Raw genomic sequence first — 26,058 nt, forward strand, 5'->3', positions numbered from 1 at the left:
CCTGTCCTGTAATATGCCCTTTAACCGGGGGCCTCGGCCCCCCTGGGGAGGAACGATGCCGGCAAGCACCCTTGACGAACTGGTGGCGCTTTGCAAGCGGCGTGGGTTTATCTTTCAGGGCTCGGAGATTTATGGGGGCCTGCAGGGTACCTACGACTACGGGCCCTTGGGGGTAGAGCTCAAGAACAACCTCAAGCAGGCCTGGTGGCGCAGAAACGTGTACGAGCGGGACGATATGGAGGGCCTAGACGCCAGCATCCTCACCCACCGCCTGGTCCTCCACTACTCGGGCCACGAGGCCACCTTCGCTGACCCCATGGTGGATAACCGCCTGAGCAAGAAGCGCTACCGCCTGGACCACCTCCTCAAGGACCAGCCGGAAGAGGTCCTGAGGCGGGTCTACCGGGCCCTGGAGGTGGAGGAGGGCAACCTCCACGCCCTGGTCCAGGCCATGATGCACAGCCCCGAGCGGGCCGGGGGGGCCATGACCGCGGCCGGGGTGCTGGACCCGGCCACGGGGGAGCCCGGGGACTGGACCCCGCCCCGCTACTTCAACATGATGTTCAAGACCTACGTGGGCCCCGTGGAGGAGGAGGCCGCCCTGGCCTACCTCCGCCCCGAGACCGCCCAGGGCATCTTCATCAACTTCAAGAACGTCCTGGACGCCACCAGCCGTAAGCTTCCCTTCGGCATTGCCCAGATCGGCAAGGCTTTCCGCAACGAGATCACCCCCAGGAACTTCATCTTCCGGGTGCGGGAGTTTGAGCAGATGGAGATTGAGTACTTTGTCCGCCCGGGGGAGGACGAGTACTGGCACCGCTATTGGGTGGAGGAACGGCTTAGGTGGTGGCAGGAGATGGGCTTGAGCCGGGAGAACCTGGTGCCCTACCAGCAACCCCCTGAGGAGCTGGCCCACTACGCCAAGGCCACCGTGGACATCCTCTACCGCTTCCCCCACGGCCTGGAGGAGCTGGAGGGCATCGCCAACCGCACGGACTTTGACCTGGGAAGCCACACCAAGGACCAGGCCGAGCTGGGCATCAGCGCCCGGGTGCTTCCCAACGAGCACTCCACCCAGCGCCTGGCCTACCGCGACCCCGACACCGGCAAGTGGTTCGTCCCCTACGTGATTGAGCCCTCGGCCGGGGTGGACCGGGGGGTCTTGGCCCTTTTGGCGGAGGCCTTTACCCGGGAGGAGCTCCCGAGTGGGGAAGAGCGCATCGTGCTAAAGCTCAAGCCCCAGCTGGCCCCCATCAAGGTGGCGGTAATCCCCCTGGCCAAGAACCGCCCGGAGATCACCGGCTACGCCAAGGCCCTCAAGGCCCGTCTGCAGGCCCTGGGCCTGGGGCGCATCCTCTACGAGGACACGGGCAACATTGGCAAGGCCTACCGCCGCCACGACGAGGTGGGCACCCCCTTCGCCATCACCGTGGACTACGACACCATCGGCCAGAGCAAGGACGGCACCACCCGGCTCAAGGACACGGTCACCGTGCGGGACCGGGACACCATGGAGCAGATCCGGCTCCACGTGGACGAGCTGGAGGGGTTTTTGCGGGAGAAGCTGAGGTGGTAGGATGAAGCCTACCCAGGCCCTGAAGGGGCCCTAGGTCCTAGGGCATCTAAGGGTGAGGCTTTTCCAAGGAGGAGAGATGAGGGTTGCGGTGGTTGGGGCCACGGGGGCCGTGGGGCGGGAAATCCTGAAGGTCCTCGAGGCCCGGAACTTTCCCCTTTCCCAGCTTAGGCTTTACGCTTCCCCTCGTTCCGCGGGGGTCCGGCTTCCCTTTAGGGGGGAGGAGCTTCCGGTGGAGCCCCTGCCCGAGGGGCCCCTGCCCGCGGACCTGGTCCTGGCCAGCGCCGGGGGGAGCCTCTCCAAGGCCCTGGCTCCGGTCTGGGTGGCCGGGGGGGCCCTGGTGGTGGACAACTCCAGCGCCTGGCGCTACGAGCCCCACGTGCCCCTGGTGGTGCCCGAGGTGAACCGGGAGGCCATCTTCCGCCACCAGGGCCTCATCGCCAACCCCAACTGCACCACCGCCATCCTGGCCATGGCCCTCTGGCCCCTGCACCGGGCCTTCGGGGCCAAGCGGGTGATCGTGGCCACCTACCAGGCCGCCTCCGGAGCCGGGGCCAAGGGCATGGAGGAGCTTTTGCACGAGACCCACCGCTTCCTCCACGGGGAGACCCCCAGGGCGGAGGTCTTCGCCCACCCCCTCCCCTTCAACGTGGTACCCCACATAGATGCTTTCCAGGAAAACGGCTACACCCGGGAGGAGATGAAGGTGGTGTGGGAGACCCACAAGATCTTCGGGGACTCCTCCCTCAAGATCAGCGCCACCGCGGTGCGGGTGCCCACCCTCAGGGCCCACGCGGAGGCGGTGAGCGTGGAGTTTGCGCGTCCCGTCACCCCGGAGGCCGCCCGGGAGGTCCTGGCCCAGGCCCCGGGGGTGGAGGTGGTGGACGAACCCCAGGCCAGGCGCTACCCCATGCCCCTCACCGCCAGCGGCAAGTGGGCGGTGGAGGTGGGCCGCATCCGTCAGAGCCTGGCCTTTGAGAACGGCCTGGACTTCTTCGTGGTGGGGGACCAGCTCCTCAAGGGGGCGGCCCTCAACGCGGTGCAGATCGCCGAGGAATGGCTTAAGGGACCCTGAGCCAGAGCCAGTACTCCCGGTTGCCCTCCTTGCCCGGGAGGGGGCTTTCCTTCTCGCCCAGCACCTGGAAGCCAAGCGCCAGGGCCTTCTCCTTAACCCGCCTCAGGGCTTCCTGCCTCAGGGTCTCGTCCCGCACCACCCCCTTGTGGGCCCCAGGCCAGAGCTCAAACTGCGGCTTGACCAGCACCAGGGCCTCTCCCCCCGGCCTCAGGAGCTCGCGGGCCTTGGGCAGGAGGAGGGTGGAGGAGATGAAGGCGACGTCCATCACCCAGAGGTCCACGGGCTCGGGCAGGACCAGGGTGCGGGCGTCCTGCTCCTCTAAGGAGACCACCCGGGGGTCCTGGCGCAAGGAGGGGTGGAGCTGGTCCTTGCCCACGTCCACCGCGTAGACCCGCCGGGCGCCCCGCTCCAGGAGCACCTGGGTGAAGCCCCCGGTGCTGGCCCCGATGTCCGCGCACACCCTGCCCGCCACCTCCAGGGGAAAGGCCTCGAGGGCCCCCAGGAGCTTGTAGGCCCCGCGGCCCACGTAGCGCTCCTGGGCCAGAAGCTCCACCGTTGCCCCCTCGGGTACGGGGAAGGCGGGCTTCTGCACCACCTGGCCCTCCACCCGCACCAGGCCCTGGCGGATGAGGCGCTGGGCCTTTTCCCGGCTTTCCGCCAGGCCCCTTTCCACCAGGTACCGGTCCAGCCGCACGAGGGTATTATGCCTCTCGTGGAGCCCGACCTTTCGGGGGACTGGTACATCCTGGAGGGGGAGCCGGGGGAACACCTGGTGATGGAGGCCCTGGGGCGGCGGCTTTCCGGCCTCTGGACCCAGGAGGCCCTGGCCCAGGCCTTTTTGGCCCGCCACCCGGACCTGGGGATGCGGGTGGCCCGCCTGGAGAGCCGGGCCCTCAAGGAGGCCTTTTTGCGGGCCCTCTCCTTGCTTGGGGTGGAGGCGGTGCTGGTGGACTACCAGCCGGGGGTCCACCAGGCCCCCATGGCCAAGGTGGAGGATCTGCTAGAGGAGGTGCGGCGTGCGTAAGGCCATGGCGTTCTTGGCGGTGGTTTTGGCCCTTGGTCTGGCCCAGCGGCTGGAGGTGAGCGGGGGAAGTCCCTTCGGGGTGCAGGGCGGGGTCCGCCTGGCCCTGGTGCCCTTCCTGGTGGACGCCCGGGTCTACGGGGGGGTGGGCCTCGAGGCCCTGGGAGCAGGGGCCGACCTCCTCCTCAGGGTCCCCCTCACCGACCTCTACCTGGGCCTGGGGGCCTTCTACGGCACCGGCCCCGCCCTGAGCCTGCCCCAGGACGCCCGGGGGCAGGGGGGCGTGCGGGGGGTCCTGGGCACCTGGCTCAACCTCCCCCTGCCCCTCCTCGGGGCCTACCTGGAGGTTTACCCCACCTACTACCTGCGCCCCACCCCCAGCCTCGGGATGGGGGCGGCCCTGGGGGTGAGCCTGGGGCTTTAGGGGTGGTACCCCTCCTTGAGGGGGACGATGCGGTTCATCACCAGGGCCCCGGGCCGGGAGTCCACGGGGTCCTGCCAGAAGTAGCCGAGCCTCTCCAGCTGGTAGCGGGTCTCCTTGGGGTCCTGGGCCACGCTGGGCTCAACGAAGCCCCGTTTGACCTCGAGGGCCTTCGGGTTCAGGTTCTTCAGGAAGTCCCCGCCCTCCTCGGGGTCCTTGGTGAGGAGGAGGCGGTTGTATAGCCGGTACTCCACGGGCAGGGCGTGCCGGGCGGAGACCCAGTGGATGACCCCCTTGGGCTTGATGCCATCTTCCGGGTTGGCCCCCAGGGTCCCGGGGATGATGCGGGCCTTGAGGAGCTTCACCTCCCCCCCCTCCACCACCACGTCCTCCAGCTCCATCACGTAGGCGTGCCGTAGCCGCACCCTCTGCCCGGGGGCCAGGCGCTTCCAGCCCTTGGGGGGGTCTAGGCGGAAGTCCTCCCGCTCAATGTAGAGCTCCCCGGAGAAGGGAAGGGACCTGGTCCCCTCCTTGCCGATGTCCCGGGGCCAGTAGGGGGCCTCAAGCCACTCCTCCCCCTGGTAGTTGGTGAGGACCACCTTCAGGGGGTCCAGCACCCCCAAGACCCGGGGGGCGATGGGGTTCAGGTCGTCCCGCACCACCTCCTCAAAGAGGTCCATCTCTATGAGGGCCTCGTTGCGGGAAATCCCCGTGCGCCGCACGAACTCCCGGATGGCCTCGGGCCGCACCCCCCGCCGCCTTAGGGCCCTTAGGGTGGGCAGCCTGGGGTCGTCCCAACCCCACACGTACCCCCCTTCCACCAGGCGGATGAGCTTGCGCTTGGAGAGGACGGTGTGGCTCAGGTCCAGCCGGGCGAACTCGTACTGGTAGGGCCTGGGGCCCTCCGGGAAGCCGCACTTCCCCTTCAGGTTCTCAATTACCCAGTCGTAGATGGCCCGGTTGTTCTCAAACTCCAGGGTGCAGAGGCTGTGGGATACCCCCTCGATGAAGTCCTCCAGGGGGTGGGCGTAGTCGTACATGGGGTAGATGACCCACCGGTCGCCCACGTGGTAGTGGGGAGCGTGCACGATGCGGTACAGCACCGGGTCCCGCAGCTTGAAGTTGGGGTGGGCCGGGTCAATCTTGGCCCTGAGCACCCGGCTTCCCGTGGGGAACTCCCCCCGGCGCATCCTCTCAAAGAGCTCCAGGTTTTCCTCCACGCTCCGCTCCCGGTAGGGGCTTGGCTTGCCCTCGGCCCTCAAGGCGCTCATCTCCTCCTCGGAGAGGTCGTCCACGTAGGCCTTGCCCTCCTGGATGAGGACCAGGGCGCACTGGTACATCCTTTCAAAGTAGTCCGAGCTGTAGAGGACCCGGTCCGGGGTAAAGCCCAGCCAGCGCACGTCCTCCTCAATGGCCCGGGCGTACTCCTCCTTTTCTGTTTCCGGGTTGGTGTCGTCGTAGCGCAGGTTGCACTCCCCGCCGTAGTCCAGGGCCAGGCCGAAGTTCAGCACGATGCTCCGGGCGTGGCCGATGTGCAGGTAGCCGTTGGGCTCGGGGGGAAAGCGGGTGAGGAGCTTGGGGTACTTCCCTTCCCGCAGGTCCTTCTCCACAATCTCGGTGATGAAACACTCGGGGACGAGGCCCATAAGAAGAGTCTAGGGCAAGGGCAGGGGTCTAGAACCTGGGCGGGCGCTTCTCAAAGAAGGCCCGGATCCCCTCCTTCAGGTCCCCCGTCTCCCGCACCCAGGCGTTGGCCAAGGCAGCCAGGCGGAAGCCGTCCTCCAGGCCCATCCCCGGCAGGCTCAGGAGGAGTTCCTTGGTGAGGCGCAAGGAGGTGGGGGCATTCTTTGCCACCTCCTCCGCCAGGGCCAGGGCCTCCTCCAGGGCCTTGCCCGGTGCGGAAACCCGGTTGACCAGGCCCAGAGCCTTGGCCTCCTCCGCCCCCAGGAGCCTCCCGGTGAGGAGGAGGTCCTTGGCCACCTTCTCCCCCACGGCCCGCACCAGGATTACCGAGACCAAGGCGGCCACGAAGCCGATCTTGACCTCGGTGTAGCCCAGTTTGGCCTCGGGGTCCATCACCACCAGGTCGCAGGCGGTGGCCAGGCCGGCCCCTCCGGCCACCGCGGGGCCGTTCACCGCCGCCACCGTGGGCTTGGGAAAGGTGTAGAGGCGGTGGAAGAGGCCCATGAGGGAAAGGGAATGGCGGTAGTTTTCCTCCGCCCCCTGTTCCGTAACCCTTTCCAAGAAGGCCAGGTCTGCCCCGGCGCTGAAGGCCTTGCCCCGGCCGGTGAGCACCACGGCCCGGGCCTCGGGGTCCTTCTCCGCCTCCTCCAGGGCAGAAAGCAGCCCGGCCACCATCTCCGGGGAGAGGGGGTTACGGCGCTCGGGGTCGCTCAGGAAGACCCTGTAGATGCGGCCTCGTTCCACCTGGACCATGCTCCCATTGTACCTGGGGGATTTTTCCTGCTAGACTGCCCTTAGCCCGCAAACCGGAGGTTCAAGGCCTGCGGGCTAGGAGGTGGTGTAGATAAAGGAGTACCTGGTTAACGAGCGGATCCGTGCGCGGCAGGTGAGGGTTATCGGTTCCGATGGGCAGCAGCTTGGCATCATGGACACCCGGGAGGCCTTGCGCCTGGCCCAGGAGCAGGACCTGGACCTGGTGCTGGTGGGCCCCACCGCCGACCCCCCTGTGGCCCGCATCATGGACTACTCCAAGTGGCGCTACGAGCAGCAGGTGGCGGAGAAGGAGGCCCGGAAGAAGGCCAAGCGCACCGAGGTAAAGTCCATCAAGTTCCGGGTCAAGATTGACCACCACGACTATCAGACCAAGCTGAACCATATCAAACGCTTCCTGGAGGAGGGTCACAAGGTCAAGGTCACCATCATGTTCCGGGGGCGGGAGATGAGCCACCCTGAGCTGGGGGAAAAGCTCCTGGAGCGGGTGGCCGAGGACCTGAAGGGCCTGGCGGTGGTGGAGATGAAGCCCGAGCTTTTGGGCCGGGACATGAACATGCTCCTGGCCCCGGCCAAGGTTTCCGCCTAGACCTTTTGTACCCCCTTTGGTATAGTGGGAGGGCTTTGGGGAGCTCCCAAGACCCCCTGGCGGGGCGCTTCCCAAAGGGAGGAAAGACCATGCCGAAGATGAAGACCCACAAGGGCGCCAAGAAGCGGGTGAAGGTGACCGCTTCGGGCAAGGTGGTGGCCATGAAGACCGGCAAGCGGCACCTGAACTGGCACAAGTCGGGGGCGGAGATCCGCCAGAAGGGGCGGAAGTTCACCCTGGCCGAGCCTGAGGCGGAGCGCATCAAGCTCCTCCTGCCCTACGCCTGAGGAGGTAGAGGATGCCGCGCGCCAAGACCGGTGTCGTCCGCCGCAGGAAGCACAAGAAGATCCTCAAGCTGGCCAAGGGGTACTGGGGCCTGCGCTCCAAGAGCGTGCGCAAGGCCCGGGAGACCCTCTTTGCCGCCGGCAACTACGCCTACGCCCACCGCAAGCGCAAGAAGCGGGACTTCCGCAAGCTCTGGATCGTGCGCATCAACGCCGCCTGCCGCCAGCACGGGATCAATTACTCCTCCTTCATGGACGGGCTGAAGAAGGCGGGGGTGGCGCTGGACCGCAAGGTCCTGGCGGACCTGGCGGTGCGGGAGCCCCAGGCCTTTGCCCTGCTGGTGGAGAAGGCCAAGGCGGCCCGAGCCTAACCCAAGACCAGGCGCCCGGCCCGGGAAGAACCCGAGGGGCGCCTGGTTTTGCCTACCCCATGCTGGCCGAGCTCTACGTGGTCCTGGTGGCCGCCCTGCCCGTGGTGGAGCTCCGGGGGGCCATCCCCCTGGGGGTTGCCCTGGGCCTGGCCCCGTGGAAGGCCTTTCTCCTCTCCCTCCTGGGGAACCTCCTGGTGGCCCCCCTGGCCCTAGCCCTGCTGCCCTGGGCGGTGAGGGCGCTCACCCGTTTTCCCCTCCTGGCCCGGGCCTGGGAGGCCCTCGAGGCCCGGGTGCGCCTCAGGGGGGAGGAGCAGGTGCAACGCCTGGGCGCCCTGGGCCTTTTCCTCTTCGTGGCCGTCCCCCTGCCGGGCACTGGGGCCTGGAGCGGGGCGGTGCTGGCGGTGGTCCTGGGCCTTAGGCGGCGCTATGCCCTCTTGGCCATCTCCCTGGGGGTTCTGGCCGCCGGGTTCATCGTCCTCCTCCTCACCGGGGGGGCGGTGGCCGGGCTAAACTACCTGCGATGACGGCCTTGCTCCTTCCCCTGGCCTACCTCTTGGGGGCCCTGCCCCTGGGCTACTGGCTGGCACGGCGCAAGGGGGTGGACCTGCGCACGGCCAGCCCCTATACCCTGGGGCTGGAAAGCGCCCTGAAGCGTCTGGGCCTGGGCCTCACCCTCCTGGCCTTCCTCCTGGACTTCCTCAAGGGCTACCTCCCCCTCCTCCTGGGCCGGGCCCTGGGGCTTGGCCTGCCCGAGCTTTGGGCCCTGGGGGTGGCGGTCTACCTGGGCCACCTCTACCCCCTCTTCTTCCGCGACCCCTGGCCCCTCAGGGCCAAGGGGGCTGGGGTCTTGCTGGGGGTTCTGGCGGGGCTTCCCCTGCCCCCGGCCCTGGGCATGGTGCCCCTGGCCCTGGGCCTGGCCCTTTACGCCCTTACCGGCTACGCCTCCTTGGGGGCCTTGGGGATTCCCCTGGGGCTTTTGGGGGTGGCCCTTTGGGGGGGGCTGGCCCCGGCCGCGCTTCCTTGGGCCTTTCTCCTCTTCGCCCTGGCTCTTTGGCGGTACAAGGAGAACCTGGGGCGCATCCTGGAGGGCACGGAGCCCAGGCTGGGAAGCCCCCTGCCCCTTCCCTCGGCCAGGCAGGTGGTCTGCGCCTTCCTCATCCACCCCCTCACCGTGGAGGACTTCTGGCAGAGCCCCCGTTTCCGCTGGGCCAGGCCCCTGGTGCGCCTGGGCCTTCTGAAGGAGGCCTGGATAGAGCGCCTGGCAGAGTTCTTCCGCCCCATGAAGGTGGGGGAGGTGCGGGGGGTGAGGACAGCGGACGGGCGGGAAATCCTCTGCCACCTCATCTCCGCTCCCCTTCTGCCCCACCAGATCAAGGGAAAGCCCGAGCTGGCGGTGCGGCGGGCCATCCAGGGGGCCAGGCTGGCCCGGGAGCTGGGGGCCACGGTGGTGGGCCTGGGGGCCTTCTGGAGCGTGGTGGGGGACAAGGGCCGGGCGGTGCAGGAGGCGGTGCCGGACATAGAGGTGACCAACGGGGGGGCCTACACCGCGGGCACGGTGAAGGCGGCCATTCCCGCCATCCTGGCCCACTTCGCCCAAGGGGGCAAGGACCTGCGCCAGACCACCGCGGCGGTGGTGGGGGCCAACGGGGTGGTGGCCTTCGGGATTGCCCGGCAGATTGCCCCCTATGTGGGCCGCCTCATCCTGGTGGGGCGGGACCTGGCCCGGCTGGAACGGGCGGCGGAGAGCCTGCGGAAGAACCTGGAGCGCAAGGGCCAGGCCCCCGAGGTGGTGGTCACCACCGAGGTGGGGGCCATCCGGGAGGCCGACCTGGTCTTCACCGCCACCAGCGACCCCAATCCCGTCATCTATCCCGAGCACGTGAAGCCCGGGGCCTGGATCTACGATGAGGGGGTGCCCCCGGACGTCCACCCCTCGGTGGGCGCGGTGCCCGGGGTGCGGGTCATCCCCGGGGGGGTGGTGCGCCTTCCCGGGGAGGCCCGGGCCACCCTGGACCTGCACTTCGGCGCCCCCAACCAGGTGCCCGCCTGCCTGGCGGAGACCATGATCCTGGCCGCGGAGGAGGCCTTTGACCGCAAGAGCCTGGGGGGAGAGGTGAAGGGGGAGAACATCCAGTTCTTCGTGGAGCGGGCGGAGGCCCTGGGGTTTAGGGTGGTGGAGTAGTGTGGCTCCTCCTTTCCCCCACGGCCCTCGAGGCCCCCTTCCTCCGCGGTGAGCCCTTCACCTTCCTGGGCCGCAGGGGGCTTCGGGGCAGGGGCTTCGTCTACCTGGAGACGGGGGTGGGCAAGGTGAACGCCGCCCTCACCCTGGCCCTTTGGGCGGCCCAGCACCCCGTGGAGCGGGCCCTCCTCTTCGGCATCGCCGGGGCCTACCCGGGCCTGGAGGTCCCCCTGGGGGGGGCGGTCCTGGTGGCCGAGGAGGTGGAGGCCGACCTGGGGCTTCGGGAGGGCCTGGAGCCCCTGGGGTTTCCTGCCCTGACCCTGGGGGGGGTGGCCTACTACAACCGCTTCCCCCTGGACCCCGGGCTCACCGGAGCCCTTTCCCGGGCCCTGGACCTTCCCCAGGTGGTGGGCCTCACCCGGGACCTGGTCTCGGAAAGCCTCGAGGAGGCCCAGGCCCTTGCCCAGCGCTTCGGCGCCCAGGTGGAGAACATGGAGGGAGCGGCCTTTGCCCGGGTCTGCCTGCTCCTGGGCATCCCGGGGGCGGAGCTGAGGGCCATCTCCAACCCCGCCGGGGTGAGAGACAAGGCGGCCTGGCGCATGGGTGAGGCCCTGCGCACCCTGAGGGTTCTGGTCCAGGCCCTCCTGGAAAAAACAACGGGGCCCTGAAGGGCCCCGGGGGCTTCCAGAGGCCTTTAGGCCCCCCGGAAGATCTCCTCCGCCACCTCCCAGTTCAGCACGTTCCAGATGGCCTGGAGGTAGTCTGCCCGGCGGTTTTGGTACTTCAGGTAGTAGGCGTGCTCCCACACGTCAATGCCCACGATGGGGGTGAAGCCCTCCATGACCGGGTTGTCCTGGTTGGCGGTGGAGAACACGTGGAGCTTACCGAAGGGGTCCTTGGCCAGCCAGGCCCAGCCGGAGCCGAAGCGGCCCATGGCCGCCTGGGTGAGCTTCTCCTTCAGGGCCGGGAAGCCCCCAAGCTGCTCGTCAATGGCCTTCTTCAGCTCCCCCACGGGCTCCTTGGCCCCTCCCGGCGTGAGGAGGCGCCAGAAGAGGCTGTGGTTCAGGTGGCCGCCCCCGTTGTTGCGCACCGCGGTCTGGATATCCGCGGGCAGGGCGGCCAGGTGGCGCAGTAGCACCTCCACCTCTACCCCCTGCAGGTAGGGGTGCTTTTCCAGGGCCGCGTTCAGGTTGGTCACGTAGGCCCCGTGGTGCTTCTGGTGGTGGATCTCCATGGTCTTGGCGTCAATGTGGGGCTCGAGGGCCTCGTAGGCATAGCCCAGCTCCGGTAGCTTGAAAGGATACGGCATACCTCACCTCCCAACCCCCACTATACGGGCCCCCTGCCCCCTGGAGGTGGATGCCCTCACAAAGAAGGGCCCCCCAAGAAGGGGGGCTTTGGGGCCGGGGGCCTTCAGGCCCCCTCGTGGGGCTTGGCCAGGCGCATGGGCACCACGATGCGGTCAAACTCCTCCTCGCTCAGGTAGCCCAGCTCCAGGGCCGCCTGCTTCAGGGACTTCCTCTCCTTGATGGCCTTCTTCACGATCTCTGCCGCCCGGTCGTAGCCGATGGCCTTGTTGAGGGCGGTGGCCAGCATGGGGTTCTTGTCCAGGTGTTCCTGGATGCGCTCCAGGTTGGGTTCAATCCCCTTGGCCAGGTGCTCGTTGAAAGACTCCATGGCGTCGGCCAGCAGGTTGATGGACTCCAAGACCGCGTCCACCATCACCGGCTTGTAGACGTTGAGCTGGAAGTTGCCCTGGCTGCCGGCGAAGGCCACGGTCTGGTCGTTGCCGAAGACCCGGACCACCACCATGGTGAGGGCCTCCACCTGGGTGGGGTTGACCTTCCCCGGCATAATGGAGCTTCCCGGCTCGTTGGCGGGGATGAAGATCTCCCCAATGCCCCCGTAGGGCCCCGAGGCCAGCCAGCGCACGTCGTTGCCCATCTTCATGAGGGCCCCGGCCAGGGTGCGCAAGGAGGCCGAGACCTGCACCAGCTCGTCGTGGGCCGCCAGGGCGGCGAAGCGGTTTTCCGCCACCCGGAAGGGAAGGCCGGTCTCCTCGGCCAGGTACCGGGCCACCAGCTCCCCGAAGCGGGGGTGGGCGTTCAGGCCCGTGCCCACCGCCGTCCCCCCGATGGCCAGGTGGTAGAGGCCCTTCTCCGCCTCCTTCACCATGCCCAGGGTGTTCCTGAGCTGGGCCGCCCAGCTTCCCACCTCCTGGCCCAAGGTGATGGGCACGGCGTCCATGAGGTGGGTGCGGCCGATTTTCACGATGGTGTCAAAGGCTTGGGCCTTCTCCTCGAGGGTCTGCAGGAGGCCTTCCGCCGCCGGGTAAAGCCTCCGGTGCAGGCTCAGGGCCACGGCCACGTACATGGCGGTGGGGAAGGTATCGTTGGAGCTCTGGCCCCGGTTCACGTGGTCGTTGGGGTGCACGTGCTTGGAGCCCAGGGGATGGCCCAAAAGCTCCGAGGCCCGGTTGGCCAGGACCTCGTTCACGTTCATGTTGGTCTGGGTGCCCGAGCCCGTCTGGAAGACCACCAGGGGGAAGTGGTCATCCAGCTTGCCTTGGACCACCTCCTCCGCCGCTTGCATGATGGCCCGGGCGATGTCCTCAGGAAGCTCCCCCAGCTCCAGGTTGGCCCGGGCCGCGGCCTTCTTCAGAAGGCCATACGCTCGGATGACCTCCGTGGGCATGCGGAAGCGCCCGGCGCCGATGCGAAAGTGCTCCAAAGAGCGCTGGGTCTGCGCCCCCCAGTAGCGGTCCGCCGGCACCCTGACCTCGCCCATGGTGTCCCGTTCAATCCGGTACTCCATACCGCACCTCCGGACCCGATTTTACGCCTCCTCCTCGTAGGGGTCGTGGAGCTTCACCGGCTTGCCCCGAAGCCCCGAGCGCAGGTTCAGCCACTCCACGAAAACGGCGAAGCCCATGGCGAAGTACACGTAGCCCTTGGGGATGTGCACCCCACTGCCCTCGGCCACCAGGGTGAAGCCCACCAGGAGGAGGAAGGAAAGGGCCAGCATCTTCACCGTGGGGTGCTGGTTCACGAAGGCATAGATGGCCTTGGAGGCCAGGAGCATCACCGCCACGGAGATGAGGATGGCGGCCACCATCACCGGCACGAAGCGGGTGAGGCCCACCGCGGTGATCACTGAGTCTATGGAGAAGACGATGTCCAGAAGGAGCACCTGGCCGATCACCGAGGCGAAGCTGGGGGCCACACGGCGCACGGCATGGCCGGACTCCCCCTCCAGCTTCTCGTGGATCTCCTTCACGGACTTATAGATGAGGAAAAGCCCCCCAGCGATGAGCACCAAGTCCTTGCCCGTGACCTCGTGGCCCAGGAGGGCGAAGAGGGGCTTCTTGAGGGTCATGATCCAGGCGATGGAAAGGAGGAAGAGGATGCGGGTGACCGCGGCCAGGCTGATGCCCAGCACCCGGGCCCGGTCCTGCTCCTCCTTGGGGAGCTTGGAGGCCAGGATGCTGATGAAGATCACGTTGTCCACGCCCAGGACCACCTCCAGCACCGTGAGGGTGATGAGGGCGATCCAGACCTCGGGGTTGGTGAGCCACTCCATGGGAAAGAGTTTACAAGTACCGGTAGACTGGGGGGGATGGTGGACGTGCTGGTGGTGGGGGCGGGGCCGGTGGGGCTTTGCGCGGCCCTGTGGGCTAAGCGCCTCGGCCTTTCCCACCTGGTGCTGGAGCGGGGCACGGTGGCCGAGACGGTTTACCGCTTCCCCCGGGAGATGGTCTTCTTCTCCGAGGCCAGGAACCTGGAGATCGGGGGGCACCCCCTGGTCTCCCAGGGCCCCAAGCCCACCCGCCGCGAGGCCCTCCTCTACTACCAGAGGGTGGCCGAGCGGGAGGGGATCAACGTCCGCACCTACACCGAGGTGGTGGGGATTGCGGGGCAGGAGGGAGGCTTTGGGGTTCTGGCCCGAAGCCGCAAGGGGGAGGAGGTTTTTTCCGCCCGCTACGTGGTGGTGGCCACGGGCTACTTTGCTAACCCCAACCGCCTTGGGGTGCCGGGGGAGGAGCTTCCCCACGTCTTCCACCGCTATGAGGAGGCCGCTCCCTTCTTCGGGCGCAAGGTGGCGGTGGTGGGGGGGAGCAACTCCGCGGTGGAGGCGGCCTTGGACCTCTACCGGGGTGGGGCCCAGGTGGTTTTGGTGCACCGGGGGGCCCGGGTGCGGCCCAGCGTCAAGTACTGGCTCCTCCCCGACTTTGAGAACCGGGTAAAGGAGGGCCGGATAGGGGCGGTGATGGAGGCCAGGGTGAAGGCCATCACCCCGGAGGGGCTATGGCTTTCCCGCCCCGGGGGGGAGGAGTTTCTGGAGGTGGACTTCGTCCTGGTCCTCATCGGCTACCGGGCGGAGGACCGGCTTCTTAAGGAGGCGGGGGTGGCCTACGAGGGGGAGAAGCCCTGGCTTTCCCCGGAGTGGGAGACCTCGGTGCCGGGCCTCTTCGCCGTGGGCTCCTGCGCCTATGGCCCCGATACCCGCTCCGTCTTCATAGAAAACGGTCGGGAGCACGCGGAGAGGGCCCTCAGGGCCATTGCCCGCCGGCTTAACCCCTTGACACGGGAAGCACCCCCCCGCTATCCTTAGCGGCAAGATGCGTTCCGTGCTCGCCCTATCCCTAGCCCTGGTCCTAATCGTAGGGCCAGCGGGGGGTAGGGTGTAGCGTTTTCGGCGCATCCATAAACCCCCCGGAAAACCCGGGGGGTTTCCGTTTAGGAGGGGGCCATGAAGGGAGCAGAGGTGCTTTTGAAGGCGCTGGAGCGGGAGGGGGTGGAGGTGATCTTCGGCCATCCTGGCGGGGCCATCATGCCCACCTACGATGCCCTCTACGACAGCAAGATCCGCCACATCCTGGTGCGGCACGAGCAGGGCGGTGTCCACGCGGCCACCGCCTACGCCCGGGCCAGCGGCCGGGTGGGGGTGGTGATGGCCACCAGCGGCCCCGGGGCCCTGAACCTGGTCACGGGCCTGGCGGATGCCCTCATGGACTCCACCCCCGTGGTGGCCATCACCGGGAACGTGCCCCGGGCCCTGATCGGCACGGACGCCTTCCAGGAGGCGGACGTCACCGGGGTCACCATGCCCATCACCAAGCACAACTACCTGGTGCAGGACGTGAACGACCTGCCCCGGGTGGTGCGGGAGGCCTTCCACATCGCGGCCACCGGGAGGCCCGGCCCCGTGCTCATTGACATTCCCAAGGACGTGCAGCTTTCGGAGTTCACCGGGAGCTTTGAGGTGGAGCTGGACCTTCCCGGCTACAAGCCCACCCTGAAGGGCCATCCCAAGCAGATTGAGCGGGCCCTGGACGCCCTGGAGAAGGCGGAAAGGCCCATCCTCATGGTGGGAGGCGGGGCGCAACACGCCCACGGGGAGCTCCTGGCCTTTGCCGAGCGCACGGGGTTGCCCGTCATCACCACCCTCATGGGCCTGGGGGCCTTCCCCGGGAACCATCCCTTGTGGCTGGGCATGCCGGGCATGCACGGCACCGTGGCCGCCAACCGGGCCATCCACCATGCGGACGTCATCCTGGCCATCGGCCTGCGCTTTGACGACCGGGTCACGGGTAAGGTCTCCCGCTTTGCCCCCCACGCCCACACCATCATCCACGTGGACATTGACCCGGCGGAGATCGGCAAGGTGGTGCGCACCCACATCCCCATCGTGGGGGACGCCCGCCAGGTCCTGCGGGAGATGCTCAAAGGGGCCAAGCCCCTGCGGCTGGCCACCTGGTGGCGGGAGCTGGAGGAGTGGCGCACCCGCTACCCCTTGCGCTGGAAGCCCCGGCCCCACCTGCAGAGCCAGGAGGTGATCCGCGCCTTCGCCGAGGCCACGGGAGGGCATGCCATCGTCACCACCGGGGTGGGGCAGCACCAGATGTTCGCCGCCCAGTTCTTCCCCGTGACCCGGCCCCGGAGCTTCCTCACCAGCGGCGGCCTGGGCACCATGGGGGTGGGGTTGCCCTTCGCCATCGGGGCCAAGGTGGCCCGGCCGGAGGAGCTGGTCATTGACTTTGACGGGGACGGCTCCTTCCAGATGACCCTGCAGGAGCTGGCCACCCTGGTGAAGTACAAGCTGGACGTGAAGGTGGTGGTCCTCAACAACGGCTACCTGGGCATGGTGCGGCAGTGGCAGGACCTCTTCCACGCCAAGCGCTACTCCGAGGTCTACCTGGCGGACTCCAACCCCGATTTCGCCCGGCTGGCCGAGGCCTACGGCATCCGGGGGGTGAAGGTGGAGCGCAAGGAGGACCTGATGAAGGGGGTGGAGGCGGTCCTTTCCGCGGACGGCCCGGTGGTGGCGGAGTTTAAGGTGTACCACGAGGAGGGGGTCTTCCCCATGATTCCCGCCGGAGGGGCGGCGGAGGACATGATCATTGAACACCCTGCGGAAAAGGAGGAGGTGGAGGCGTGAGGCACGTGATCTCCGTGCTGGTGCAGGACCATCCCCGGGTGCTGAACCGCATCACCAGCCTGTTTGCCCGGAGGGGTTTCAACCTGGAGAGCCTGGCGGTGGGCACCACCCACGTGCCGGGGCTTTCCCGCATCAGCCTGGTGGTCTCCGGGGACGACCACACCCTGGAGCAGGTGGAGAAGCAGCTCAACCGGCTCATTGAGGTCCTGAAGGTCACGGACCACTCCGAGCCCCACGTGGAGCGGGAGCTTTGCCTGGTGAAGGTGCACGTGGCCGGGGTGGAGGAGCGCCTGGCCATCAAGGACATCCAGGAGGCCTTCCGGGCCAGGGTGGTGGACGTGGCCCAGAAGAGCCTGATCCTGGAGCTCACCGGGGATTCGGGGAAGGTGGGTTCCTTCATTGAGGCCCTGAGGCCTTTTGGGATCCTCGAGGTCATGCGCACCGGGGCCGTGGCCATGAGCCGGGGCGAGAGGACCCTTAAGGTCAGGGAAAAACGGGAGGCGGTATGAAGATCTACTACGAGCACGATGCGGACCTAGGCTTCATCCTCGGCAAGAAGGTAGCGGTCTTGGGCTTCGGCTCCCAGGGGCACGCCCACGCCCTGAACCTGAAGGAGTCGGGGGTGGACGTGCGGGTAGGCCTGAGGCCCGGTTCCAAGAGCTTCGCCAAGGCGGAGGCGGCGGGGCTCCGCGTGCTTTCCGTGGCCGAGGCGGTGCGGGAGGCGGACGTGGTCATGGTCCTTCTCCCCGACGAGGCCCAGGGGCGGGTCTACCGGGAGGAGATTGAGCCCAACCTGAGGGAAGGGGCGGCTTTGGCCTTCGCCCACGGCTTCAACATCCACTTCGGCCAGATCAAGCCCAGGCGGGACCTGGACGTCTGGATGGTGGCCCCCAAGGGGCCCGGCCACCTGGTCCGGAGCGAGTACCAAAGGGGGAGCGGGGTGCCCGCCCTGGTGGCGGTGCACCAGGACGCCTCGGGGAGCGCCTTCCCCACCGCCTTGGCCTACGCCAAGGCCATCGGGGCTGCCCGGGCCGGGGTCATCGCCACCACCTTCAAGGACGAGACGGAAACCGACCTCTTCGGGGAGCAGGCGGTGCTCTGCGGGGGGCTTACCCGGCTCATCCAGGCGGGGTTTGAGACCCTGGTGGAGGCGGGGTACCCGCCGGAGATGGCCTACTTTGAAACCGTGCACGAGGTGAAGCTCATCGTGGACCTCATCTACGAGGCGGGCTTCGCCGGGATGCGCTACTCCATCTCCAACACCGCCGAGTACGGGGACTACACCCGGGGCGAGGTGGCGGTGCCGGTGGAGGAGACCAAGCGGCGCATGCGGGAAATCCTCCGGCAGATCCAGACCGGGGAGTTCGCCCGGGAATGGATGCTGGAGAACCAGGTGGGCCAGCCCGTCCTCGAGGCCAACCGCAAGCGCTGGAAGGCCCATCCCATTGAGGAGGTGGGGGCGAGGCTTCGGGCCATGATGCCCTTCCTCAGGGCCAGGGTATTGGAGGAAGTCGGGTAACGAAGGGCCCCCCTTGGGGGGCCCTTTTCTGCAAAGGGGGGAACGATGGAGCGGCACATCCGAATCTTTGACACCACGCTTAGGGACGGCGAGCAGAGCCCAGGGGTGGCGCTTTCCTTGGACCAGAAGCTGGAAATCGCCCATGCCCTGGCCCGGCTCAACGTGGACATCATTGAGGCGGGCTTTCCCGTATCCGGGCCTTTGGAGTTTGAGGCGGTGCGGCGCATCGCCACGGAGGTAAAGGGCCCCATCATCGCCGCCTTGGCCCGCACCCACACCCTGGACATTGACCAGGCGGCCAAGGCCTTGGAGAAGGCGGAAAAGCCAAGGATTCACGTCTTCACCTCCGCCTCCAAGATCCACCTGGAGTACATGCTGAAGAAGACGGAGGAGGAGGTCTTGGAGATGGCGGACCAAATGGTCCGCTACGCCCGCCGCTACGTGGACGACGTGGAGTTTTCCGCCCAGGACGTGATGCGGGCGGACTGGGACTTCGTGAAGCGGCTTTACGAGGTGGCCATAGAGGCGGGGGCCACCACCATCAACATCCCCGACACCACGGGCTACGGCACGCCTGGGGAGTACGGGGCCCTCATCCGCCGCATCCGCGACGAGGTGGTGCGGGGGCGGGATGTCATCATCTCCACCCACACCCACGACGACCTGGGCCTCGCCGTGGCCAACGCCCTGGCCGGCGTGGAGAACGGGGCGGGGCAGGTGGAGTGCACCATCAACGGCATTGGGGAGCGGGCGGGGAACACCTCCTTGGAGGAGGTGGTCATGGCGCTCTACGTGCGCCGGGACTGGTACAAGGCCTACACCCAGATCAACACCCGGGAGATCTACCGGGTTTCCCGCCTGGTGGAGCGCTACACGGGGATGCCCGTCCCCCCCAACAAGGCCATCGTGGGGGACAACGCCTTCGCCCACGAGTCCGGCATCCACCAGGACGGCGTCCTGAAGCACCGGGCCACCTACGAGATCATGGACGCCGAGCTCATCGGCCGCCGGCCCGCGGTGATCGTCCTGGGCAAGCACTCGGGGCGGGCAGCCTTCAGGAAGGCCCTGGAGGATCTGGGCTACAAGGACCTCTCCGAGGAGGAGCTGAAGAAGCTCTTCGCCCGCTTCAAGGAGATCGCCGAGAAAAAGGGTCCCCTTTCCGCCGAGGAGCTCCAGGCCCTGGTGGAAAGCGAGCGCGAGCCCGCCTCCCACTTCTTCACCCTGGAACACGTTCAGTTCTTCTCGGGCTCGGGCCTCTTGCCCACGGCCACGGTGAAGGTGAGGACCCCCGAGGGGGAGCGGGTGGCCACCCACACAGGGGATGGGCCGGTGGACGCCGTGTACAAGGCCATCCAGGAGGCCATCGGCCTGAGGCCGGAGCTTGAGCTCTACCGGGTGGAGGCCATCACGGGGAGCACCGAGGCCTTGGGCCAGGTCACGGTGCGCCTCCGGCTCGGCGAGCTCCAGGCCGTGGGGGTGGGGGTCTCCCCGGACATCATTGAGGCGAGCGCCTTGGCCTTTTTGGACGCCGCCGGGAAGCTCGCCTCGGGCCGGGCCACCCGGCACCCGCCCTCCATTGAGGAGGTTCACCGTGGGGTCTAGGGTGGGGGCTTTTAGGAAGCGTCCGTGGTGCGGATCCGTAGGGCCGGGCTAGAGGACCTCCCTGGGGTGGCTCGGGTCCTGGTGGATACTTGGCGGGCCACCTACCGGGGTGTGGTGCCGGAGGCTTTCCTGGAGGAGCTCTCTTACGAAGGGCAAGCAGACCGGTGGGCCCGAAGGCTGAGAGACCCCACCTGGCCCGGCCGGCTTTTCGTGGCTGAGGCCGGGGAGGTGGTGGGTTTCGCTGCCTTTGGGCCGGATAGGGCTTCCGGCTTTCCCGGCTACACCGCGGAGCTTTGGGCCATCTACGTTCTTCCCACCTGGCAGCGTAAGGGCCTGGGGCGGGCCTTGTTCCACGAGGGAGCCCGGCTGCTTCAGGCAGAGGGCTATGAGCGGATGCTGGTCTGGGTCCTCAAGGAGAACCCAAAGGGGCGGGGCTTCTACGAGCACCTGGGCGGGGTGCTCCTGGGGGAGCGGGAGATTGAGCTGGGTAGGGCTAAGCTCTGGGAAGTGGCCTATGGGTTTGACCTAGGGGGGCAGAAGTGGTAGAAATCCTGGACACCACCTTAAGGGACGGTACCCAAGGGGAGGGGGTAAGCCTCTCCGTGGACGACAAGGTGGCCATCGCGAGGCGCCTCGCCGCCTTCGGGATCCACCTCATTGAGGGGGGGTGGCCCGGCTCCAACCCCAAGGACGCCGAGTTCTTCGCCCGCATGAAGGGGGTGGACCTGGGGGCGGCCCGGCTCGCCGCCTTTGGGGCTACCCGCCGCAAGGGGCTCGTGCCGGAGGAGGACCCCTCCGTCCTCGCCCTCCTGGAGGCGGAAACCCCGGTGGTGGTCCTCTTCGGCAAGAGCTGGACCCTGCATGTCCTCGAGGCCCTGGAGACCACCTTGGAGGAAAACCTCCACATGATCCGGGACACGGTGGCCTTCTTCGCCAGGAGGGGAAAGCGGGTCATCTACGATGCCGAGCACTTCTTTGACGGCTACAAGGAGGACCCCGCCTACGCCCTCGCCACCCTGGAGGCCGCCCGGGAGGGGGGAGCGGACACCCTGGTCCTTTGCGACACCAACGGGGGAAGCCTTCCCGAGGAGGTCTACGCCATCACCAAGGCGGTGGTGGAGCGGTTTCCGGGGGTCCGGGTGGGCATCCACCCCCACAACGACGCCGACCTCGCCGTGGCCAACGCCCTCGCGGCGGTGCGGGCCGGGGCCACCCACGTCCAGGGGACCATCAACGGCTACGGGGAGCGGTGCGGCAACCTCAACCTCACGAGCTTCCTCCCCACCCTGGTCTTCAAGTACGGCATCCCCGCCCTTCCCCCGGAAAGGCTGAAGGGCCTAAAGGAGCTCTCTCACTTCGTGGACGAGCGGGCCAACCTCACCCCGAACCGCCGCGCCCCCTACGTGGGGGAGGCGGCCTTCGCCCACAAGGCGGGGGTGCACGTGTCCGCTGTCCTCAAAAACCCCCGCACCTACGAGCACATCCCCCCGGAGTGGGTGGGGAATACCCGCCGCTTCCTGGTCTCGGATGTCTCGGGCCGCTCCAACCTCCTCGCCAAGCTCCAGGAGCTCGGGGTGGACCTCTCCAAGGAGGAGGCCAAGCGCCTCTTGGACGAGGTGAAGGCCCTGGAGTACGAGGGCTACGCCTTTGAGGGGGCGGAGGCGAGCTTCTACCTCCTGGCCCACCGGCTCAAGGGCGGGGCCCTGCCTTTTAGCGTGGAGGGGTTTAGCGTCTTCGTCCACGGCTCGGGCCTGGACACCGCTTGGGCCGAGGCCACGGTGCGGGTGCGGGTGGGGGAGAGCCTCCAGCACACCGCCGCCGAGAGCCCTTTCGGCCCCGTTTCCGCCCTGGACCGGGCCTTCCGCAAGGCGGTGTTGCAGTTTTACCCGGAGCTCGCCGAGGTGGAGCTCACGGACTACAAGGTGCGCATCCTCTCTGGCCAGGAGGCGGGCACCAACTCCGGGGTGCGGGTGATGGTGGAGATGAAGCGGAACGAGGAGCGCTTCGCCACCGTGGGGGCCAGCGAGAACATCCTCGAGGCCTCCCTCAAGGCCCTCACCGACGGCTACGCCTACGCCCTCCTCTTCCCGGTGCGGGAAGCGGTGGCCAAGGGGGCCTGACCTAAGCCCCCATGCCCGAGTAGCGCCTGAGGCCCAGGCGCCAGAGCCAGCGCCAGAGGAGGAGGAAGACCACCCCCCAAAGGGGCATCACCCAAAGGCCCGGGAAAAGGCTCACCTCCTGCCCCGCCAACAGGGCAGCGGGCAGGTAGACCAGGTAGGGGAAGGGGGTGAGGAGGGCGAGGTGCCGCAGGGGTTCGGGGAAGACCTCGAGGGGGGCGATGGTCCCCGAGAGGAAGAGGTAGAGGAGGAAGAAGACCTCCTCCACCGCCGTGGCCCGCTCGCTCCAGAAGGTGAGCATGGCGGTGGTGTACTGCATGAGGTAGCGCAGGAAAAAGGCCAGCCCCGTGAGGAGGAGGCCCAGGAGGAAGGGGAGGGGCTCGGGGCGGAAGCGGGCCTCGGGGAAAAGGTAGAAGAAGAGGAGGGTGAGGAGGACCACGAAGGGTAGCCGGGCGAGCCTTTCCGCCAGGTGGGCGGCCAGGTGCTCCCAAAAGGGGTCCAGGGGCCGCAGGAGGCGGAAGGAGAGCCGGCCTTCCACCACGTCCCGCTCAAACTCCCACACCACCCAGACCACCGTGGCCTGGCGCACCAGGAAGACCATGAGGAAGTAGCGGGCGAACTCCCCGGGGCTTAGGGGGAAGTCCCCGCTGCGGCCCGCCTCGGTCCAGACCCCGAGGAGGATGAGGGGCAAGACCCCGGCCAGGGCCCAGAGGAAAAGCTCCGCCCGGTACTCCAGCATGTAGGCCAGGTAGACGGAGAGGAGGGTCTTGGCCTTCCTCATGGCTCTTCCACCGGGAGAGGGTTTTGGAAGACCCGGGCGATCACCTCCTCCAAAGGGGGTTCCCGCACCTCCAGGTCCTCCACGGGAAGCCGTTTGAGGATTTCGGCCACCCGCTCCGTGAGCCTTTCCCGGGGCACCAGGAGCTTGGCCTCCCGTCCCTCCAGGGCCCGCACCTCCCCGTAGGGGGCCAGGGCCTCCCGGGGGAGGGGCCTTTCCAGGGTGAGCCCCACCTCCCGGTAGGGGGCGAAGCGCTCCAGAAGCCCCTCCAGGGCCCCGTCGTAGAGGAGCCTTCCCTGGTGGATTACCAGAACCCGCGGGCAGAGGGCGGCGATATCCGCCATGTAGTGGCTGGTGAGGAGGAGGGTGGCCCCGTAGCGGCGGTTGTACGCCCTCAGGAAGTCCCGCACCGCCACCTGGGCGTTCACGTCCAGGCCCAGGGTGGGCTCGTCCAGGAAGAGGACCTGGGGGCGGTGGAGCAGGGCGGCAAGAAGCTCCGCCTTCATCCTCTCCCCCAGGGAGAGCTTGCGCACGGGCTGGTGGAGCTTGTCCTGAAGGCCAAGCATCTCCGCCAGCTCCCCCACCCGATTCCGGAACTCCCCCTCCGGGACCTCGTAGATGGCGGCGTTGAGCCGGAAGGTGTCCATGGCCGGGAGGTCCCAGATGAGCTGTTGCTTGTTGCCCATGACCAGGGTGATCTTCTTCAGGAAGGCCTTTTCCCGCCGCCAGGGGACGTGGCCCGCCACCAGGGCCTGGCCCCGGGTGGGGTGGATGAGGCCGGTGAGCATCTTCAGGGTGGTGGTCTTGCCCGCCCCGTTGGGGCCTAGGAATCCCACCACCTCCCCGGGGGCGATGGCGAAGGAAACCCCCTCCACCGCCTTCACCGTGCGGTACTCCCGGAAGAAGAAGTGGCGCAGGGTGGCCAGGAGGCTTTCCTCCTTGAGGGCCACGCGGTAGTGCTTGGTGAGGTCCTGGGCTAGGACGATGGCCGCTTCCCGCACCCTCCCAGTCTACCTTCCGTGGTGTAATGGGCCTTGTGCGGTATCTGCGGGTTTTTGCCCTTTTCCTGCGCCTTTCCCTGGCGGCGGAGATGGAGTACCGCCTGAACTTTCTGCTGGGCCTCCTCTCCTCGGGGCTCACCCTCCTTGGGGCCCTCTTCGGCCTCCTCCTCCTCTACCAGGGGGGCTACCAGCCCGGGGGGTGGGCTTTTGAGGAAGCCCTTTTGGTCCTCGCCGCCTTCACCCTCCTTCAGGGCCTTGCGGCCACCCTCCTCGCCCCCAACCTCAACAAGATCGTGGAGCACGTGCAGCAGGGGACCCTGGACTTCGTGCTCCTCAAGCCCCTGGACCCCCAGTTCTGGCTTTCTTTGCGGGTCTTTTCCCCCTGGGGCCTCGGGGACTTCCTCCTTGGGCTTGGCCTTCTCCTCTACGGGGGAGGCCGGCTCGGCCTGGACCCAGGGGGTTACCTCTTTTTCGCCCTTTACTGGCTTCTTGGCGCCCTCATGCTCTATAGCCTCTGGTTCCTCCTGGCCACCACCAGCGTCTGGTTCGTGAAGATCTACAACGTCACCGAGGTGCTCCGGGGCCTCCTCGAGGCCGGCCGCTTCCCCGCCTCCAGTTACCCCGCTTTGTACCGGGCCTTCTTCACCTTCGTGGTCCCCGTGGCCTTCCTCACCACGGTGCCGGCCGAGGCCGCCTTGGGCCGGGCCGGGCTACCCCTTTGGGCGGGGGGGCTGGCCCTAGGCCTTTTCCTCCTGGCCCGGGGCTTTTTCCGCCTGGCCCTCAGGAGCTACACCTCGGCGAGCAGCTAAGGGCCTTAGGTGCCCCCTGCCCGCTTACGGCCTTTCGAATTCCCTCAAGAAACGCTCCTGGCGCAGATAGACGAACCGAGGAGAGAGAGGAGGGAGCTGCCCCTGAGAAAACCGCACCTCGTAGGACCAGTTCCGAGTGGGAGGATCGTAGATGTTGCAACCTGTTTTCCCGCTGACCCGGCCCCTAAGGGGGTCATAGGTACCACTTCCTCCCGTACCGCACCAAGGCCCATTGACGCGCCTGGGGATGCCCAGACTGACAAAAGAACCCCTATACGTTAGGGTTTTGCCGCTCCAAGTTTCATGGAAGCGGGGATAGTTCTCCAGCCCGCCGTTGTAGTTCCCCTTATCCCGTCCGGAGGGGCCCTCTACACCTCCCGTGATGTCGGTCCCGGACAGAAAAGCGGCATTCACCTCCGTGTCGCTGGCTGCCCTTTGGCTTAGGGTTTGGTAACTTCTAGCGTCATCCGTCCAAGCGTTGGAGAGAATGTTAAGGCTGTCGGCCAGGAAGGCCGCCGGAATCCAGTTGGTCTTGTTGAAGTCTCCCTGGATGTAGACGGCCTGGTCGGTGACAATGGTCAGGCCTCGGGGCCTCGGGGCGTTGGGGAGAGTAGAGGCGATCTCCCCTCCATTCTTAATCCGAACGCCGTAGTTGTTGACCTCGCTAGAGTTTGGGCCGAAGACCGTGAAGTGGAAGACAAGACCACCTTCTGTGGCGTCATTTAGGGAGAAACCAAAAATAGAGGAATTCAGGTGCACGCAGTCTAAGAGCTTCCGCAAGTCTACCTCCATCATACGGATGACTCGGCCCTCCCGCCAGTTATAAAAGCCTTCCGAGGTGCCTACAGCGCCCACACAAGCGTTGAGAGCTGCGGTCGCCCCAAGGTCGGGTACATTGGTTCCGTTCTGTACCCGGTAGACCTTAACCAGGGGGGGTGTGGTGTAGAGATCCAAACCCAAGCGGAGGTCGGCCTTCTCCCAGTAGGTTCTGCCAGGTTGGGGCTCTAGGTCTTCAGGTTGCGGTACGCTCACCGGGCTCACTCCCACTTGGACGCGGTTACCCCAAGCTGCCACACTGGCTTGGTCAAAGGAGCGCCGCGAGTTTCCAGATCCGCAAGGTAAGGAGGCGGGCTGGTTATTTTCCTTGTAGACGTTGACCGTGCCAGAACACCCAGTTGTATCTTTCCTGCCTCGGTAGAGGGTACCTGCGGTACTCACTTGACCCTGAATTGTAAGCGTGTTTCCAGCGTTCAGATAGAGGTCGCCGTTGGTGTGGACCCGTCCGTTCAGGGTCATGTTGGGGCCGGGGAGGATCTCTAGGTCTTTGTTGTAAAAGGCAGCGAACTGGAACATCGGTACCAACCGGCTCTTAAAGACCAGCTCCAGCACTGCTTCGGTCCTGCCGTCAGGGCCGATGGCTTCCGAAAAGAGGGAGTAGCGGTACTCTTGGGCATCCAAGTTCTCGTAGAGCTCCCCCGGGGGGATGGTGACGTTTTGGGGGTTGCCTGCGGCCTCCACTACATAGGTCCTCACTGTGCGCCCAGAAACGGTGTAGGCTTTACAAGCGAAATCCCCTGAACCCAGGTTGTTCCCCTGGCATGGGTTGGTGGGAGAAGGACTTGTGCCTTGGGGGCGGTTGTATCCAAGAAACTTGGCTCGGATCTCCTCCGCCCGCAGGTTCAGCCCGGCTTCCGCGGCGTAAAAGCCCGTGGTTTGGCGCACGCTGGCCTGGGTGGAGCCCAGCTCTATCCGGGTTAGGGCGAAGTAGGCGGTGAGCAGGCTCATCAACACGACCAACATGATTAAAGTGCTGACTAAAGCGAAACC

General features: G+C 67.1%; 27 protein-coding genes. 18 read left to right on the forward strand and 9 right to left on the reverse strand.

Annotated features, from left to right (window positions below; genetic code table 11):
* Positions 1–55: 55 nt before the first annotated feature.
* Together B128_RS0110185 and B128_RS0110190 are read left to right on the forward strand one after the other, a co-directional pair.
* Complete coding sequence (locus B128_RS0110185; protein WP_018112171.1) at positions 56–1,576, forward strand: glycine--tRNA ligase; 1,521 nt, start codon at positions 56–58, stop codon at positions 1,574–1,576.
* A 76-nt stretch (positions 1,577–1,652) separates the two neighbouring features.
* Positions 1,653–2,648, forward strand: coding sequence for an aspartate-semialdehyde dehydrogenase (locus B128_RS0110190; RefSeq protein ID WP_018112172.1), 996 nt, complete (start codon positions 1,653–1,655; stop codon positions 2,646–2,648).
* On the opposite strand, the gene B128_RS0110195 is transcribed toward B128_RS0110190, so the two are convergent.
* Positions 2,635–3,342 carry a TlyA family RNA methyltransferase gene (locus B128_RS0110195; protein WP_018112173.1) on the reverse strand — a complete coding sequence of 236 codons (708 nt, stop codon included), beginning with the start codon at positions 3,340–3,342 and terminating at the stop codon, positions 2,635–2,637. The two genes, B128_RS0110190 and B128_RS0110195, sit on opposite strands and share 14 nt — an antisense overlap.
* Before the next feature lie 18 nt (positions 3,343–3,360).
* Between B128_RS0110195 and B128_RS0110200 the strand changes: the two genes are divergently transcribed.
* Positions 3,361–3,672, forward strand: a complete 312-nt coding sequence (locus B128_RS0110200) for a DUF3234 domain-containing protein (protein ID WP_026175186.1) — start codon at positions 3,361–3,363, stop codon at positions 3,670–3,672.
* A gap of 4 nt (positions 3,673–3,676) precedes the next feature.
* Positions 3,677–4,093 carry a hypothetical protein gene (locus B128_RS0110205; protein ID WP_425425106.1) on the forward strand — a complete coding sequence of 139 codons (417 nt, stop codon included), beginning with the start codon at positions 3,677–3,679 and terminating at the stop codon, positions 4,091–4,093.
* Here the strand turns inward: B128_RS0110205 and B128_RS0110210 are convergent.
* The gene (locus tag B128_RS0110210) at positions 4,090–5,736 is read right to left on the reverse strand and encodes a glutamine--tRNA ligase/YqeY domain fusion protein (protein WP_018112176.1); all 1,647 of its coding nucleotides are present in this window, start codon (positions 5,734–5,736) and stop codon (positions 4,090–4,092) included. The two genes, B128_RS0110205 and B128_RS0110210, sit on opposite strands and share 4 nt — an antisense overlap.
* Before the next feature lie 28 nt (positions 5,737–5,764).
* The gene (locus B128_RS0110215; RefSeq protein WP_018112177.1) at positions 5,765–6,526 is read right to left on the reverse strand and encodes an enoyl-CoA hydratase/isomerase family protein; all 762 of its coding nucleotides are present in this window, start codon (positions 6,524–6,526) and stop codon (positions 5,765–5,767) included.
* A gap of 91 nt (positions 6,527–6,617) precedes the next feature.
* Between B128_RS0110215 and infC the strand changes: the two genes are divergently transcribed.
* The 6 genes from infC (at position 6,618) to mqnB (ending at position 10,635) form a co-directional block, all read left to right on the forward strand.
* Positions 6,618–7,133 carry a translation initiation factor IF-3 gene (gene infC / locus B128_RS0110220; protein ID WP_083922113.1) on the forward strand — a complete coding sequence of 172 codons (516 nt, stop codon included), beginning with the start codon at positions 6,618–6,620 and terminating at the stop codon, positions 7,131–7,133.
* Positions 7,134–7,222: 89 nt separating this feature from the next.
* The gene (gene rpmI / locus B128_RS0110225) at positions 7,223–7,420 is read left to right on the forward strand and encodes a 50S ribosomal protein L35 (RefSeq protein ID WP_026175187.1); all 198 of its coding nucleotides are present in this window, start codon (positions 7,223–7,225) and stop codon (positions 7,418–7,420) included.
* Positions 7,421–7,431: 11 nt separating this feature from the next.
* Positions 7,432–7,788, forward strand: coding sequence for a 50S ribosomal protein L20 (gene rplT, locus B128_RS0110230; protein WP_018112180.1), 357 nt, complete (start codon positions 7,432–7,434; stop codon positions 7,786–7,788).
* Between the two features lie 59 nt (positions 7,789–7,847).
* Positions 7,848–8,312, forward strand: coding sequence for a COG2426 family protein (locus B128_RS0110235; RefSeq protein WP_018112181.1), 465 nt, complete (start codon positions 7,848–7,850; stop codon positions 8,310–8,312).
* Positions 8,309–9,970: a glycerol-3-phosphate acyltransferase gene (locus tag B128_RS0110240; protein ID WP_018112182.1), complete on the forward strand. Its 1,662-nt coding sequence runs from the start codon at positions 8,309–8,311 to the stop codon at positions 9,968–9,970. The genes B128_RS0110235 and B128_RS0110240 overlap by 4 nt, the downstream gene beginning before the upstream one ends.
* Complete coding sequence (mqnB, locus tag B128_RS0110245; RefSeq protein WP_018112183.1) at positions 9,970–10,635, forward strand: futalosine hydrolase; 666 nt, start codon at positions 9,970–9,972, stop codon at positions 10,633–10,635. Before B128_RS0110240 ends, mqnB begins: the two co-directional genes overlap by 1 nt.
* A gap of 26 nt (positions 10,636–10,661) precedes the next feature.
* Here the strand turns inward: mqnB and B128_RS0110250 are convergent, their stop codons facing one another.
* The 3 genes from B128_RS0110250 to B128_RS0110260 all read right to left on the reverse strand — a co-directional run bounded on the left by B128_RS0110250 (position 10,662) and on the right by B128_RS0110260 (position 13,546).
* Positions 10,662–11,276, reverse strand: coding sequence for a superoxide dismutase (locus B128_RS0110250; RefSeq protein ID WP_018112184.1), 615 nt, complete (start codon positions 11,274–11,276; stop codon positions 10,662–10,664).
* 104 nt (positions 11,277–11,380) lie between these two features.
* Positions 11,381–12,781 (reverse strand): class II fumarate hydratase, encoded by a 1,401-nt coding sequence (gene fumC / locus B128_RS0110255; protein WP_018112185.1) that lies wholly within the window; start codon positions 12,779–12,781, stop codon positions 11,381–11,383.
* Between the two features lie 21 nt (positions 12,782–12,802).
* Positions 12,803–13,546, reverse strand: a complete 744-nt coding sequence (locus B128_RS0110260) for a TerC family protein (protein WP_018112186.1) — start codon at positions 13,544–13,546, stop codon at positions 12,803–12,805.
* A gap of 36 nt (positions 13,547–13,582) precedes the next feature.
* On the opposite strand from B128_RS0110260, the gene B128_RS0110265 reads away from it, so the two are divergent.
* From B128_RS0110265 to cimA, 7 genes are all read left to right on the forward strand, one after another.
* Positions 13,583–14,578 carry a YpdA family putative bacillithiol disulfide reductase gene (locus B128_RS0110265; RefSeq protein WP_018112187.1) on the forward strand — a complete coding sequence of 332 codons (996 nt, stop codon included), beginning with the start codon at positions 13,583–13,585 and terminating at the stop codon, positions 14,576–14,578.
* Between the two features lie 138 nt (positions 14,579–14,716).
* Entirely contained in the window at positions 14,717–16,405 is a 1,689-nt protein-coding gene (ilvB, locus tag B128_RS0110270) for a biosynthetic-type acetolactate synthase large subunit (protein WP_018112188.1), read from the forward strand.
* Entirely contained in the window at positions 16,402–16,914 is a 513-nt protein-coding gene (gene ilvN, locus B128_RS0110275; protein WP_018112189.1) for an acetolactate synthase small subunit, read from the forward strand. The genes ilvB and ilvN overlap by 4 nt, the downstream gene beginning before the upstream one ends.
* On the forward strand, positions 16,911–17,924 hold the full coding sequence (gene ilvC, locus B128_RS0110280) for a ketol-acid reductoisomerase (protein WP_018112190.1): 1,014 nt from the start codon (positions 16,911–16,913) through the stop codon (positions 17,922–17,924). The genes ilvN and ilvC overlap by 4 nt, the downstream gene beginning before the upstream one ends.
* 45 nt (positions 17,925–17,969) lie before the next feature.
* Positions 17,970–19,526 (forward strand): 2-isopropylmalate synthase, encoded by a 1,557-nt coding sequence (locus B128_RS0110285; protein ID WP_018112191.1) that lies wholly within the window; start codon positions 17,970–17,972, stop codon positions 19,524–19,526.
* 27 nt (positions 19,527–19,553) lie between these two features.
* On the forward strand, positions 19,554–20,072 hold the full coding sequence (locus tag B128_RS0110290) for a GNAT family N-acetyltransferase (RefSeq protein ID WP_223970904.1): 519 nt from the start codon (positions 19,554–19,556) through the stop codon (positions 20,070–20,072).
* On the forward strand, positions 20,066–21,646 hold the full coding sequence (gene cimA, locus B128_RS0110295; RefSeq protein WP_018112192.1) for a citramalate synthase: 1,581 nt from the start codon (positions 20,066–20,068) through the stop codon (positions 21,644–21,646). The genes B128_RS0110290 and cimA overlap by 7 nt, the downstream gene beginning before the upstream one ends.
* Position 21,647: 1 nt before the next feature.
* On the opposite strand, the gene B128_RS0110300 is transcribed toward cimA, so the two are convergent.
* Both B128_RS0110300 and B128_RS0110305 read right to left on the reverse strand, forming a co-directional pair.
* Positions 21,648–22,424 (reverse strand): ABC transporter permease, encoded by a 777-nt coding sequence (locus tag B128_RS0110300; RefSeq protein WP_018112193.1) that lies wholly within the window; start codon positions 22,422–22,424, stop codon positions 21,648–21,650.
* Entirely contained in the window at positions 22,421–23,422 is a 1,002-nt protein-coding gene (locus tag B128_RS0110305; RefSeq protein WP_018112194.1) for an ABC transporter ATP-binding protein, read from the reverse strand. Before B128_RS0110305 ends, B128_RS0110300 begins: the two co-directional genes overlap by 4 nt.
* 35 nt (positions 23,423–23,457) lie before the next feature.
* Between B128_RS0110305 and B128_RS0110310 the strand changes: the two genes are divergently transcribed.
* On the forward strand, positions 23,458–24,231 hold the full coding sequence (locus tag B128_RS0110310) for an ABC transporter permease (protein ID WP_026175188.1): 774 nt from the start codon (positions 23,458–23,460) through the stop codon (positions 24,229–24,231).
* Positions 24,232–24,255: 24 nt separating this feature from the next.
* Here the strand turns inward: B128_RS0110310 and B128_RS12735 are convergent, their stop codons facing one another.
* Positions 24,256–26,031, reverse strand: a complete 1,776-nt coding sequence (locus B128_RS12735; RefSeq protein WP_245537243.1) for a hypothetical protein — start codon at positions 26,029–26,031, stop codon at positions 24,256–24,258.
* Between the last annotated feature and the right edge of the window lie 27 nt (positions 26,032–26,058).

This window comes from Thermus igniterrae ATCC 700962, from assembly GCF_000376265.1.
In the GTDB taxonomy this organism is placed as follows: Bacteria; Deinococcota; Deinococci; order Deinococcales; family Thermaceae; genus Thermus; species Thermus igniterrae.